The sequence below is a fragment of the Burkholderia sp. WTPI3 genome (assembly GCF_021483755.1).
In the GTDB taxonomy this organism is placed as follows: domain Bacteria; phylum Pseudomonadota; class Gammaproteobacteria; order Burkholderiales; family Burkholderiaceae; genus Burkholderia.
In genome coordinates this window covers 1-14,141 of record NZ_JAGIXF010000077.1, presented here as the reverse complement: position 1 = coordinate 14,141, position 14,141 = coordinate 1, and the positions used below count along the sequence as shown (strand labels likewise).

Genomic DNA, 14,141 nt, shown 5'->3' with positions numbered 1-14,141 from the left:
TGTTGTCATGCGTTCGATCAGAACGCCGTCCCGATCTGGAACTGGAATTTCTGGTACTGGTCGCCTTCGTGCTTCTGCAGCGGGAAACCGAGGCTCAGCTTGAGCGGGCCGATCGGCGAAATCCACGCCAGACCGACACCGTAGCCGTAACGCAGACCGTTCGCACCCGTACTCGTGCCGCCCGGCGCGTTGCCCCACACGTTACCGCCGTCGAAGAACGTGAACACGCGCAGCGTGCGGTCGTAACCGGTGCCCGGCAGCGGGAACGTCAGTTCGACGTTACCCACGACCATCTTCGAACCGCCGATCGGGTCGTTGGTCGTCGTGTCGCGCGGGCCCAGCGAGCTCGGCTCGTAGCCACGCACGGAGCCGATACCGCCCGCGTAGTAGTTCTTGAAGATCGGGTACGAGTTGCCGATACCGTTACCGTAACCGCCTTGCAGGTTCATGCCCAGGATGAAGCCACGCGAGAACGAATAGTAGTACTGCGCCTGCAGGTCGGCCTTGTAGTACTGGATCTTGCCGATCGGCGCACCGTACTCGACGTTCGCCTGCGTGAAGTAGCCGCGGCTCGGAATCAGCGCGCTGTCACGCGCGTCGCGCGACCACGCCACCGTCAGCGGTGCGGTGTTCGACACGCGGCCGAACTCGTTCACGTAATCCTTGTAGCTCTGCGGCGTTGCCGAATCGACGTCGAGACGGTTCTGCTCGAGACCGACGCCAAAATACACGGTGTCGACTTCCGAGAACGGAATGCCGAACTTCAGGTCGCCGCCCGCGCTGATGATCCGGAAACTCGAGCTCGTCGAATAGTAGAGCGGCTGGTACGTGCGGTAGTAGACGTCCGTGATCCGCTTGATGCCGTCGACCGTGAAATACGGATCGACCTGCGTGACGGTCAGCGTACGGTAGCTGCGTGCGGTGTTGACGTTCACCGACAGGCTCGTGCCCGAACCGAACACGTTGTCCTGCGACACGCCAGCCGACAGCACGACCTTGTCCGTCGACGAGAAACCTGCGCCCAGCGTAATCGCGCCGGTCGGCTTTTCGTCGACCTTCACGTTCACGTCGACCTGGTCGTTCGTGCCTTCGACCGGCACCGTCGTCACGTCGACGTTGGTGAAGTAGCCGAGACGGTTCACGCGGTCCTTCGACAGCGCGAGGCGATTCGAATCGAACCACGAGCTTTCGAGCTGGCGCATTTCGCGGCGCACCACCTCGTCACGCGTACGCGTATTGCCGACGACGTTGATGCGGCGCACGTACACGCGGCGGCTCGGATCGACGACGAGGTTCAGGTTCACCTTGTGGTTCGCCTGGTCGATGTCCGGCTGTGCATTGACGGTCGCGAATGCGTAACCGTATTCGCCCAGCTTGTCGACGATCGCCTTGGTCGTCTGCTGCAGCTTTTCAGCCGAGAAGCGATCGCCCGGCTTGATCTTGATCAGCTTGTTCAGTTCGGCTTCGCGATCGAGCAGGTTGCCCGACAGCTTGATGCCCGACACGGTGTACGGCTCGCCTTCGTGCAGCGTGACCGTCAGGTACATGTCCTTCTTGTCGGGCGAAATCGACACCTGGGTCGACTCGATGTTGAACTCGAGGTAGCCGCGGTTCAGGTAGTACGAGCGCACGGCCTCGAGGTCGCCCGTCAGCTTTTCCTTCGAGTACAGGTCGTTCTTCGTGTACCAGGAGAACCAGTTCGGCGTCGACAGCTGCATTTCGTCGCGCAGCGTGCCGGTGCTGAATGCCTTGTTGCCGATGAAGTTGATCTGGCGGATCTTCGCGCTCGGGCCTTCGGCGACCGCGAACAGGATCGACACGCGATTCGCGTCGACCGGCGTGATCGTCGTCTTGACCTCGGCCGCGTAGAAGCCGCGCGTCAGGTACTGACGCTTGAGCTCCTGTTCCGCCTTGTCGACGAGCGCCTTGTCGTAATAACGACCGTCGGCCAGACCGACCGCGCGCAGCGCCTTCGTCAGGTTGTCCTTGTCGAATTCCTTCGTGCCGGTGAAGTCGATCGACGCGATGGCCGGACGCTCCTGCACCTGCACGATCACGACGTTGCCTTGCGTGGCGATGCGCACGTCGTTGAAAAAGCCCGTCGCGTACAGCGCGCGAATTGCTTCGGATGCCTTGTCGTCGGTGAAGGTATCGCCCTGCTTGATCGGCAGGTAGGCAAACACCGAGCCCGCTTCGACGCGCTGCAACCCCTCGATCTTGATGTCTTGCACCACGAACGGTGCCGCTGCATGCGCCACGAGGCCGTGAGCGGCGAGCGCGGCCGCTGCAACTGTCTTAGGTACAAAGCGATGAGGTTTGAACAACGTGCATCCCCAATATTTAGCTGCATCAAATCAGGCGGCTGCCCAGCGGCGGCCGCCTGACGCTTCAGAAATGGATTAACCGAGCCAGGTCGTTGAACAGCGCGATCGCCGACAACGCGACGATGCAGATCAACCCGGCTCTTTGCAGAATCAGCTGCCAGCGCTCCGAGATGGCTTTCCCGGTCGCGGCTTCAACCAGATAATATAACAGATGCCCCCCGTCCAAAACGGGAATCGGCAGCAAGTTAAGTACGCCGAGGCTAATGCTGACAAGGGCGAGGAACGACAGGAAGGCCGACGGACCGAGTCGCGCGCTCTTGCCCGCGTAGTCGGCAATCGTCACCGGGCCGGACAGGTTCTTCAGCGATGCGTTACCCGTGATCATCCGCCCGAACATCTTCAGCGAATAGACGGAGATGTCCCACGTGCGCCGCGCGCCGAGCTGCAGGCTTTCGATCGGCCCGTAGCGCACGTCGACCGACGGCGTGTGCATCGACAGCGCCGCGCCGATGCGGCCGATCTCCTGCCCTGTGTCGTCGTCGCGCTGCGCCTGCGGCACGACCGACACGGTCTGCGTGGCGCCGCCACGCTCGATCTGCAGTTCGACCGCCTTGCCCGCATGGTGCTTCACCGTGTCGATGAAGCGCGATGCGCCGCCGATGGGCGCCCCGTCGAGCGCGAGCAGCGTGTCGCCGGCCTTCAGGCCCGCCTGCTCGGCCGCGCTGCCGGGCTGCACCGACGCCACCGACAACGTGCCGCCGCCGGTCTCGAAGCCCAGGTGCGTCATGAAATCGTCGTCGAGCTGGCTTTCGGAGACGTTACGCAGATCGACGCGGAAGTCGAACGTCGAGCCTCCGTCGCGCGCGCCGAGCACGATCTCGCGATGATCGAATGCGGCGGACAGCAGCTTCCAGCGCAGGTCCGACCACGATCGCACGGGCTCGGACTCGCTGCCGTGCTCGTCGCGGATCGATACGATCGTCTCGCCGCCGTCGAAGCCCGCGCGCGCCGCGACCGTGCCGGTAGCCGGCGGTGCGAGCACCGCGACCGGCTCGGTCACGCCGGTTGCGAATACGGCGGAAAACAGCACGATTGCCAGCAGGAAGTTCGCGATCGGGCCTGCGGCGACGATCGCGATGCGCTTGAATACCGATTGCCGATTGAACGCCTGGTCGAGCTCTTCGGGCTTGACGTCCGGCCCGGGCTCGCGCTCGTCCAGCATCTTCACGTAACCGCCGAGCGGCAATGCGGAGAGTGTCCATTCGGTGCCGGTCTTGCGGCTGACCCAACGGGCAACGGGCTGGCCGAAACCGATCGAGAAACGCAGCACCTTCACGCCGCACCAGCGCGCGACGCGATAATGTCCGTACTCATGCACGACGACCAGCACCCCGATCGCCACCGCAAACGCGATCAGTTCGACCAGCACGTTCATGAGCACCTCATTCAGACAGTACGCTCCACGCGGGGCGCAGGCGCTTTGGCAATGATTTCGGCGGCGAGGCGGCGTGCCTCGGCATCCGCCGCAAGGACGTCGTCGAGCCCGTTCGGGTTGCGGTTCGGCAGCGCGTTGAGCACGGCGTCGACCGTCGCCGCAATCGCCATGAAGCCGATCCGGCGCTCGAGAAACGCTTCGACCGCGATTTCGTTCGCCGCGTTCAGTGCGGCGCTCGCGATGCCACCCTCTTCAAGCGCTTTCAGCGCGAGCGCGAGGCACGGGAAACGCGTGTAGTCGGGCTTTTCGAACGACAACTGCGCAATCTGCGCGAGGTCGAGCTGCTCGACGCCCGCGTCGACGCGCTCCGGGAACGCGAGCGCGTGCGCAATCGGCGTACGCATGTCGGGGTTGCCGAGCTGCGCGAGCACCGAACCGTCGCGGTACGACACCAGCGAATGGATCACGCTTTGCGGATGGATCAGCACCTCGATCCGGTCGCCCGGCAGACCGAAGATCCAGTGCGCCTCGATCACTTCGAGACCCTTGTTCATCATCGTCGCAGAATCGACCGAAATCTTGCGGCCCATCACCCAGTTCGGATGCTTGCAGGCTTCGTCCGGCGTCACGTCGACGAGCGTGGCCGGCTCGCGCGTGCGGAACGGGCCGCCCGACGCGGTCAGGATGATCTTCGAAATCCCGCCGTGCTCGTTCGCGTCACGCGGCATGCACTGGAAGATCGCGTTGTGTTCACTGTCGACCGGCAGCAGGATCGCACCATGGTCGCGCACCGCGTCCATGAAGATCCCGCCCGACATCACGAGCGACTCCTTGTTCGCGAGCAGGATGCGCTTGCCGGCGCGCGCGGCCGCGAGGCTCGGCGCGAGGCCGGCCGCGCCGACAATCGCCGCGACGACCGTGTCGCAACCGTCGCTCTTCGACACGTCGACGAGCGCCTGCGGCCCATACAGCACCGTGGTCTTGCTGCCCGCCGCGCGCAGTTTCGCCTCGACGTGCGCGGCCGTTGCCGCATCGCCGACCACCGCGACTTCGGGTGCGAAGCGCAGGCACTGCTCGACGAGCTTGTCGCCGTTGCGGTGCGCGGTCAACGCGTAGACCGAGAAACGCTCCGGATGACGGGCGACCACGTCGAGCGTGCTGTCTCCGATCGAGCCCGTGGAACCGAGCAGTGTCAGACGTTTTTGCATAACAGAAATAGTGGTTTAACCAAGCAGCAGCATCGCAAGCGGCAGCACCGGCAGCAGCGCATCGACGCGGTCGAGCACGCCGCCGTGACCGGGCAGCAGTCCGCTCGAATCCTTCACGCCCGCCTGACGCTTGAGCAGCGACTCGAACAGGTCGCCGATCACGCTGTAGACGACCAGCAGCGTCAGCGCGGCCCACGCACCGGGCATCCCGTAGCGTGCGGCAAATGCGGAAAACAGGGTCGGCTCGAACCAGTGCGCGGCCATCGCGACACCGGCTACGGCCATCACGGCAAGCCAGCCGCCGATCGCGCCTTCCCAGCTCTTTCCGGGACTGATCGTGATCGCCAGCTTACGCTTTCCGAAGGCCTTGCCCGCGAAGTATGCGCCGATATCGGCCAGCCAGACGACCAGAAGCAACGACAACACGAACGGAACGCCCTGCGCACGCGCCGCAACGAGCGCGTGCCAGCAGGCCGCGAAGACCAACAGCCCGGCTGCGAGCAGGAACGGCCGCCATATGCCGGCCGCGAGCGTCGGCTTGCGCCGCAACGCAAACGGACCGACCAGCAGCCAGAACACGCCGGCTGCCATGAAAAGGGGGCGGGATGATGCCGCATCGACGCCGAGCGGCACGGTCGCCGCGAGCGTCAGCGCCGCGACGACTGCATAGACGACGGAACCGGCGCCGCCCAGCTTCAGCAGGCGCGCCCATTCCCACGCGGCGAACACGAGCACGACGCCGATCAGCACGCCGAACGCCGTGAGCGGCGCGAACAGCGTCACCGGCAGCAGCACTGCCAGCATGACGATCGCCGTGATCACACGGGTTTTCAGCATGAAAGGGAGTCGGCGTTCTGCGATTGCGGTTCGAGTTGCGCGCTGGTGCGCCCGAAACGGCGCTCGCGCTCGGTATACGACGCGATCGCGTCGGCCAGCGCCGCGCCGTCGAAGTCCGGCCAGTATTTGTCGGTGAAATAGAATTCCGCGTACGCGAGCTGCCACAGCAGGAAATTGCTGACGCGCTGTTCGCCGCCGGTACGGATGAAGAGATCGGGCTCCGGCGCGTAGGCCATCGCCAAATGCGGCGCGAACGCGGCTTCGGTCACGTCGACCTCGCGCCCCTCGCGCACGGACTGCTCGATGAGTTTCTTCGTCGCCTGCAGGATGTCCCAGCGGCCGCCGTAGTTTGCGGCGATCGTCAGGGTCAGGCGGGTGTTGCGCGCCGTCTTGGTTTCAGCGCGGCGGATCAGTTCGCGGATGCGCGGCTCGAAGCGATCGAGGTCGCCCACGACGCGCAGGCGGATCCCGTTTGTGTGCAGCTTGCCGACTTCGCGCTCTAGCGCGGTAATGAACAGCCGCATCAGGAACGATACTTCTTCGTTCGGACGCCGCCAGTTTTCAGAACTGAACGCGAACAGCGTCAGGTATTCGACGCCGGCGCGCGCGCAGCCTTCGACCACCGCCCGCACGGCATCCACGCCGCGGGTGTGCCCCGCGACGCGCGGCAAGCGGCGTTCGGTCGCCCAACGGCCGTTGCCGTCCATGATGATCGCGATGTGACGCGGCACGGCGCCGACGTCAGGCACGCGAACGGTAGAGCTGGTATAAGTCATGGCCGTTGAGACAGTAATGCGGGAAGAAGGCGGCGCGCGAGGACGGTCGTCAGACCGTCATGATCTCGGCTTCCTTGCTCTGCACGAGCTTGTCGACTTCGGTGACGTGCTTGTCCGTCAGCTTCTGCACGTCGTCGCTCGCACGGCGCTCGTCGTCTTCCGAGATTTCCTTGTCCTTCACGAGCTTCTTGAGCGCTTCGTTCGCGTCGCGGCGCAGGTTGCGGATCGCGACCTTGGCCGTTTCGCCTTCGCCCTTGACCACCTTGGTCAGCTCGCGGCGGCGCTCTTCCGTCAGCGCGGGCATCGGCACGCGGATCAGGTCGCCGGACGTTGCAGGGTTCAGGCCGAGATCGGCTTCGCGGATGGCCTTCTCGACCTTCGCGACCATGTTCTTTTCCCACGGCTGCACGCCGATGGTACGTGCATCGACGAGCGTCAGGTTCGCGACCTGCGAGATCGGCACCATCGAGCCGTAGTAGTCGACCTGCACGTGATCGAGCAGACCGGTATGCGCACGGCCCGTGCGGATCTTCGCCAGATCGTTCTTGAACGCTTCGATCGAGCGCTGCATCTTCTGCTCTACGCCCTTCTTGACATCAGCGACACTCATTTCAACCTCCGAACCTTCAAACCTTCAAAGAACGCGGGCCCCGCCCGGCGCGCTTCGCACCACGGCCGACGACCCACGCCGCTTGCCCGCATCCGCGGGAGTTTACACGTGGACGAGCGTACCTTCGTCCTCGCCCAGCACGATGCGCTTGAGCGCGCCCGGCTTGTTGATCGAAAACACGCGAATCGGCAGCTTTTGGTCGCGGCACAGCGCGAAGGCCGTCGCGTCCATCACCTGCAGATTGCGGCTGATCGCCTCGTCGAAGCTGATCGTCGTGTAACGCGTGGCCGACGGATCCTTCTTCGGATCGGCAGAATATACGCCATCGACCTTGGTCGCTTTCAGCACGACCTCGGCGCCCACTTCCGAACCGCGCAGCGCAGCGGCCGTGTCCGTCGTGAAGAACGGGTTGCCCGTGCCGGCCGCGAAGATCACGACCTTGCCTTCCTCGAGCTGGCGGATAGCGCGGGGCCGGATATACGGCTCGACGACCTGATCCATGCGCAGCGCGGACTGCACGCGCGCGACGATACCGGCGTGGCGCATTGCGTCCTGCAGCGCCAGCGCGTTCATCATCGTCGCCAGCATCCCCATGTAGTCGGCCGTTGCGCGGTCCATGCCCGCCGCCCCGCCCGCGACGCCGCGGAAAATGTTGCCGCCGCCGATCACGACCGCGAGCTGCGTGCCGAGACCCACGACTTCGGCGATATCCGCCACCATCCGCTCGATCGTCGCGCGATTGATGCCGAAGGCATCGTCGCCCATCAGCGCTTCGCCGGAGAGTTTGAGGAGGACGCGTTTATAGGCATTGGACATAGGGGCTTCCGAGCGACGAGAGGATGACAACCACGAACTGTAGGGGCGAAATACTGATTCGGGCAAGCGCCGACGGTCGGACCGGGGTTCCCGGCCGGCCGGCGGCGCCGCCGGCCGCAGCGGAGCGGACGCCCGCCGCGGATACTACCTGACTGCTTACTGCTGCTTTGCTGCTGCGACTTGCGCGGCCACTTCGGCGGCGAAGTCGTCCTGACGCTTCTCGATGCCTTCGCCGACCACGAACAGCGCGAACTTCTGCACTGCCGCATTCGCTGCCTTCAGCATCTGCTCGATCGTCTGCTTGTCGTTCTTAACGAACGTCTGGTTCAGCAGCGACACTTCCTTCAGGTACTTCTGGACGCTGCCGTCGACCATCTTCGCGACGATTTCAGCCGGCTTGCCCGATTCGGCAGCCTTCTGCTCGGCGACGCGGCGTTCCGTGTCGATCAGTTCCGCCGGCACGTCGGCCGACGACAGAGCGACCGGCTTCATCGCGGCGATGTGCATCGCGACGTCCTTGCCGACCTGCTCTTCCGCACCCGTGTACTCGACGATCACGCCGATACGCGCGCCGTGCAGGTACGTTGCGATCTTGTTCGCGGTTTCGAAACGCACGAAACGGCGGATCGAGACGTTTTCGCCGATCTTGCCGATCAGGGCCAGACGCACTGCGTCGACCGTCGAGCCTTCCAGCGGCAGCGCCGACAGCGCAGCCACGTCAGCCGGGTTTTGCGTCGCGACGAGTTCTGCAACGGTCTTCGAGAATGCGAGGAAGTCGTCGTTCTTCGCGACGAAGTCGGTTTCGCAGTTCAGTTCGACCAGCGCGCCTGCGTTGCCGCCGACGAACGATGCGACGACGCCTTCTGCCGTCACGCGCGAAGCCGCCTTGCTCGCCTTGTTGCCGAGCTTGACGCGCAGCAGCTCTTCAGCCTTGGCCAGATCGCCGTCGGCTTCCGTCAGCGCCTTCTTGCACTCCATCATCGGTGCGTCGGTCTTTGCGCGCAGTTCTGCCACCATGCTTGCGGTAATTGCCGCCATCATTCGCTCCTTGAGTCTGTATTCACAACGCCGCCCGCTTGGACGCGAACGGCCGAGATTCGTTTCCGGACCCGCACCGATTCGGCACGATCAGGTCCGGCGCACAAGCTTAAAAAAAGGGGGCCTGTTGAGAGCCCCCTTTTTGCGCCGGCTCGGGGCCAGTTACGCGTTTTCCTCGACGTATTCGTCGTCGCCGCGTGCAGCCTGGACCACTTCGTTGACCGCGTTCGCACGGCCCTCGAGGATCGCGTCGGCCACGCCTTCAGCGTACAGCGCGACTGCCTTGCTCGAGTCGTCGTTACCCGGGATCACGTAATCCACACCTTCCGGCGAGTGGTTCGTATCGACCACGGCGATGACCGGCACGCCCAGCTTGTTCGCTTCCGTGACGGCGATCTTGTGGTAGCCGACGTCGACGACAAAGATCGCGTCCGGAATGCCGCCCATGTCCTTCACGCCGCCGATCGACTTCTGCAGCTTGGCGATTTCGCGTTCGAACAGCAGCGCTTCCTTCTTGCTCATCTTCTCGAGCTCGCCTGCCTCGACTGCCGTTTCCATGTCCTTCAGGCGCTTGATCGAAACCTTGAGCGTCTTGAAGTTGGTCATCATGCCGCCGAGCCAGCGCGCGTTGACGTACGGCATGCCCGCGCGCTGCGCTTCCTGAGCGATCGTGTCGCGCGACTGACGCTTCGTACCGACGAACAGGATCGTGCCGCGGTTAGCTGCCAGCTGGCGCACGTACTTCTGCGCGTCCGTGAACATCGGCAGCGTCTTTTCGAGGTTGATGATGTGAATCTTGTTGCGGTGACCGAAAATGAACGGAGCCATCTTCGGGTTCCAGAAGCGCGTCTGGTGACCGAAGTGGACACCCGCTTCCAGCATTTGGCGCATCGTAACTGCCATGTAAATTCTCCACGAGGGTTGGGTCTTAAGCCGGCTGCCGTACCGCCGCGCGAACGCGTCCGAAGGACCCTCGTTCCGCGCGGCCGGCACCCTGGTTGCGCCGGCTTGCGATTCGGCACGTGCGAAAATGCCCGTGCCGCAAGCCTTTCATCGCTACTACCGCCCCGCACGAAGCAGGTTCGGCATTTGGATGTCGACTTAGCCAGAGAGTATAGCACGCCGATTTGTCGGCTCTCAAGTCGCCCGCCACTTTTGCTTGCCGTGCGGCAGCAGGCCGGACAATCCGCGAAAACCCGCATCCGCACCACCCGCAGGGGCTGCGAGGGCCGCCATAAGGTGCGATAATCCGTCAATTCACCGCATTCCAGGCATACCTCGATGGCTATTACGCTCAAAAACGAACACGACATCGCCGAGATGCGCGTCGCCTGCCGTCTCGCGAGCGAAGTGCTCGACTTCATCACCCCGCATGTCGTCGCGGGCGTCACGACCGCCGAGCTCGACCGGCTCTGTCACGAATTCATGCTCAACGAGCAGGGCACGATCCCCGCGCCGCTGAACTATCAGCCGCCCGGCTATCCGCCGTACCCGAAGGCGACCTGCATTTCGGTCAACGACGTGATCTGCCACGGCATCCCGGGCGAAAAGGTAATCAAGAACGGCGATGCGCTGAACATCGACATCACCGTGATCAAGAACGGCTACTTCGGCGACACCAGCCGGATGTTCATCGTCGGCGAAGGCTCGATCCTCGCGAAGCGCCTCGTGCAGACCACCTACGAGTGCATGTGGCTCGGCATCGACCAGGTCAAGCCGGGCGCACACCTCGGCGACATCGGCTATGCGATCCAGAAGCACGCGGAAGCGCAGGGCTACAGCGTTGTGCGCGAATACTGCGGCCACGGCATCGGCACGGTGTTCCACGAAGATCCGCAGGTCGTCCACTACGGCCGTCCGGGCACCGGCATCGAGCTGAAGGCCGGGATGATCTTCACGATCGAGCCGATGATCAACGCCGGCAAGCGCGACATCCGCACGATGCCCGACCAGTGGACCGTCAAGACGCGCGACCGCAGCCTGTCCGCGCAATGGGAACACACGGTACTCGTCACCGAAACGGGTTACGACGTGCTGACCGTGTCGGCCGGCACGCCCGCGCGGCCGGTGTTCGCGCAACCGGCCACCGCGGTCTGAGCGCGGTCGCGCCAGCCCGCCCTGCCCGCACCTGAACGACCTCCCATGAGCGCTCACGCCGCCCCCTCGCCCGAAGCGCTGTCGCGGCGCGCCGAATTCAAGGCCGCCAAGACCGACATGCTCGAGCGCTTTCGCAGCGCGACGAATGTCGCGTCGCTGATGCACGCGCTGTCGAAACTCACCGACGATGCGCTCAGGCGCGTATGGGACGACTGCGGGCTGCCCGCGACGCTCGCGCTCGTCGCCGTCGGCGGCTACGGGCGCGCCGAGCTGGCACCGCATTCCGACGTCGACATCCTCGTGCTGCTGCCCGATGCACACGACCCCGCGCTCGACGCGCGGATCGAGCGCTTCATCGGCATGGCATGGGATCTCGGTCTCGAGATCGGCAGCAGCGTGCGTACCGTTGCCCAGTGCATCGAGGAGGCGTCGCAGGACGTCACCGTGCAGACTTCGCTGCTGGAGGCGCGCCGCATCGTCGGCAGCACCGCGCTGTTCGAGCGCTTCACCGTGCGTTATCACGAGGCGCTCGACGCGCGCGCGTTCTTCACCGCGAAGGTGCTCGAAATGCGCCAGCGCCACGCGAAGTTCCAGGACACGCCGTACAGCCTCGAGCCGAACGTGAAGGAAAGCCCCGGCGGGCTGCGCGACCTGCAAACGATCCTGTGGATCGCGCGCGCGGCCGGTTTCGGCAGCAGTTGGCGCGAACTCGACACGCGCGGCCTCATCACCGAGCGCGAAGCGCGCGAGCTGCGCCGCAACGAAGGATTCCTGAAGACGCTGCGCGCGCGGCTGCACGTGATCGCCGGCCGCCGCCAGGACATGCTCGTCTTCGACCTGCAGACGCAGGCGGCCGAGAGCTTCGGCTACCGGCCGACGCCGGCCAAACGCACGAGCGAGCAGCTGATGCGCCGCTACTACTGGGCAGCGAAGGCCGTCACGCAGCTCGCGACGATCCTGATCCAGAACATCGAGGCACAGTTGTTCCCCGCGACGAGCGGCATCACGCGCGTGCTGTCGCCCGACCGCTTCGTCGAGAAGCAAGGCATGCTCGAGATCGTCGACGACAGCGTGTTCGAGCGCCATCCCGACGCGATCCTCGAAGCGTTCCTGCTGTACGAGACGACCCGCGGCGTGAAGGGCCTGTCCGCCCGCACGCTGCGTGCGCTGTACAACTCGCGCGAAATCATGAACAACGCGTGGCGGCGCGAACCGCAGAACCGCCGCACGTTCATGCAGATCCTGCAGCAGCCCGAAGGCATCACGCACGCGTTCCGCCTGATGAACCAGACGAGCGTGCTGGGCCGCTACCTGCTGAATTTCCGCCGCATCGTCGGCCAGATGCAGCACGACCTGTATCACGTGTACACGGTCGACCAGCACATCCTGATGGTGCTGCGCAACATCCGCCGCTTCGCAGTGGCGGAGCATGCGCACGAGTACCCGTTCTGCAGCCAGTTGATCGGCAATTTCGAGCGCCCGTGGGTGCTGTATGTGGCCGCGCTGTTCCACGACATCGCGAAGGGCCGCGGCGGCGACCACTCGACGCTCGGGATGGCCGACGCGCGGCGCTTCTGCCGCGAGCACGGGATTACCGGCGACGATGCGGCGCTGATCGTCTGGCTCGTCCAGCATCACCTGACGATGAGCCAGGTCGCGCAGAAGCAGGACACAAGCGATCCGGAAGTGATCAAGCGCTTCGCCGAACTCGTCGGCACCGAGCGCCGGCTCACTGCGCTGTACCTGCTGACCGTCGCCGACATTCGCGGCACGAGCCCGAAGGTATGGAACGCGTGGAAGGGCAAGCTGCTCGAGGATCTGTACCGGATCACGCTCGCGGTGCTCGGCGGCGCGAACCCCGACGCGCATTCGGAGCTGAAGTCGCGGCAGGAGGAAGCACTTGCGCTGCTGCGCCTCGAGACCGTGCCCGACGACGCGCACCGCGCGCTGTGGGATCAGCTCGACATCGGCTTCTTCCTGCGCCATGACGCGGCCGACATCGCATGGCAGACGCGCGTGCTGTACCGGCATGTGAATGCCGAAACCGCGATCGTCCGCGCGCGGCCGTCGCCGATCGGCGATGCGCTGCAAGTACTCGTGTACGTGAAGGACCGCCCCGACCTGTTCGCGGGCATCTGCGCGTATTTCGACCGCAACGGGCTGTCGGTGCTCGATGCACGTGTGAGCACCACACGGCACGGTTATGCGCTCGACAACTTCATCGTCACGCAGACCGAACGCGACGTGCGTTACCGCGACATCGCGAATCTCGTCGAACAGCAACTCGCGACGCGGCTCGCCGAAACCGCATCGCTGCCGGAGCCGTCCAAGGGCCGTCTGTCGCGGCTGTCCCGGACGTTTCCGATCACGCCGCGCGTCGACCTACGGGCCGACGAGCGCGGCCAGTACTACATCCTGTCCGTGTCCGCGAACGACCGGCCGGGCCTCCTTTATTCGATCGCGCGCGTCCTGGCCGAGCATCAGGTCGGCGTCCACGCGGCGCGGATCAATACGCTCGGCGAACGCGTCGAGGATATCTTCCTGCTCGACGGTGCCAGCCTGTCCGACAACCGCCTGCAGATCCAGCTCGAAACCGAATTGCTGCGCGCGATCGCAGTCTGAATGAATCCCAGCGTTTATGCGCACCAAATTAACCGTCAAGAATCCGAAGCCGGCGTCGCCGACCCGCGCCCCTGTCCGCTCCGGCAGCCTCGTCGCCCGCAAGGCCGTGCGCCCCGCCGCACCGTCCGCGGCCGACAAGCCGCCGCGCCCGAAGAAGGCGTCTGCGCCGGCAGCCGCCGGCGAACGTGCATTCAAGCCGCGCGGCACGGAACGCCCGAATGCGGAGCGCGCTCCGGCAAAGCGGGCACCGCGTGACGGCGGTGCGGAACGCGGCTATCGCAGCGATGCGAAACCGGGTGGTCGCGGCGAGCGCGGCGATGCACGTCCGTATCGCAGCGCCGAAGGCAGTGCGCGCGCACCCTATCGCGACAAGGCAGC

The 14,141-nt window shown here is 64.9% G+C and carries 11 protein-coding genes and 1 pseudogene; 3 read left to right on the top strand and 9 right to left on the bottom strand.

All coding sequences use genetic code 11. The features are described 5' to 3' along the window. Positions 1-17: 17 nt before the first annotated feature. From bamA to rpsB, 9 genes are all read right to left on the bottom strand, one after another. Positions 18-2,324 (bottom strand): outer membrane protein assembly factor BamA, encoded by a 2,307-nt coding sequence (gene bamA / locus J7024_RS29295; RefSeq protein WP_124830137.1) that lies wholly within the window; start codon positions 2,322-2,324, stop codon positions 18-20. Positions 2,325-2,388: 64 nt separating this feature from the next. Then, positions 2,389-3,759, bottom strand: coding sequence for an RIP metalloprotease RseP (gene rseP / locus J7024_RS29290; RefSeq protein WP_124830138.1), 1,371 nt, complete (start codon positions 3,757-3,759; stop codon positions 2,389-2,391). 11 nt (positions 3,760-3,770) lie between these two features. After that, positions 3,771-4,967, bottom strand: a complete 1,197-nt coding sequence (locus J7024_RS29285) for a 1-deoxy-D-xylulose-5-phosphate reductoisomerase (protein WP_124830139.1) — start codon at positions 4,965-4,967, stop codon at positions 3,771-3,773. A gap of 15 nt (positions 4,968-4,982) precedes the next feature. Beyond that, positions 4,983-5,804 carry a phosphatidate cytidylyltransferase gene (locus tag J7024_RS29280; protein ID WP_124830140.1) on the bottom strand — a complete coding sequence of 274 codons (822 nt, stop codon included), beginning with the start codon at positions 5,802-5,804 and terminating at the stop codon, positions 4,983-4,985. Further along, on the bottom strand, positions 5,798-6,580 hold the full coding sequence (gene uppS, locus J7024_RS29275; protein ID WP_234745682.1) for a polyprenyl diphosphate synthase: 783 nt from the start codon (positions 6,578-6,580) through the stop codon (positions 5,798-5,800). The genes J7024_RS29280 and uppS overlap by 7 nt, the downstream gene beginning before the upstream one ends. 49 nt (positions 6,581-6,629) lie before the next feature. Further along, a complete protein-coding gene (frr, locus tag J7024_RS29270; RefSeq protein ID WP_096503361.1) occupies positions 6,630-7,190 on the bottom strand; it encodes a ribosome recycling factor in 561 nt (186 codons plus the stop codon). Positions 7,191-7,292: 102 nt separating this feature from the next. Beyond that, entirely contained in the window at positions 7,293-8,006 is a 714-nt protein-coding gene (pyrH, locus tag J7024_RS29265; RefSeq protein ID WP_011885142.1) for a UMP kinase, read from the bottom strand. Between the two features lie 156 nt (positions 8,007-8,162). Next, the gene (tsf, locus tag J7024_RS29260) at positions 8,163-9,044 is read right to left on the bottom strand and encodes a translation elongation factor Ts (RefSeq protein WP_050012901.1); all 882 of its coding nucleotides are present in this window, start codon (positions 9,042-9,044) and stop codon (positions 8,163-8,165) included. 162 nt (positions 9,045-9,206) lie between these two features. Further along, positions 9,207-9,947 carry a 30S ribosomal protein S2 gene (rpsB, locus tag J7024_RS29255; RefSeq protein WP_124830615.1) on the bottom strand — a complete coding sequence of 247 codons (741 nt, stop codon included), beginning with the start codon at positions 9,945-9,947 and terminating at the stop codon, positions 9,207-9,209. A gap of 378 nt (positions 9,948-10,325) precedes the next feature. Here rpsB and map point away from each other — a divergent pair, with 378 nt between their 5' ends. From map to J7024_RS29240, 3 genes and pseudogenes are all read left to right on the top strand, one after another. Further along, positions 10,326-11,141, top strand: coding sequence for a type I methionyl aminopeptidase (map, locus tag J7024_RS29250; RefSeq protein WP_124830616.1), 816 nt, complete (start codon positions 10,326-10,328; stop codon positions 11,139-11,141). A 45-nt stretch (positions 11,142-11,186) separates the two neighbouring features. Then, positions 11,187-13,763 carry a [protein-PII] uridylyltransferase gene (locus J7024_RS29245; protein WP_124830617.1) on the top strand — a complete coding sequence of 859 codons (2,577 nt, stop codon included), beginning with the start codon at positions 11,187-11,189 and terminating at the stop codon, positions 13,761-13,763. A gap of 16 nt (positions 13,764-13,779) precedes the next feature. Then, a pseudogene (locus tag J7024_RS29240) lies at positions 13,780-14,141 on the top strand (pseudouridine synthase); the annotation flags it as partial.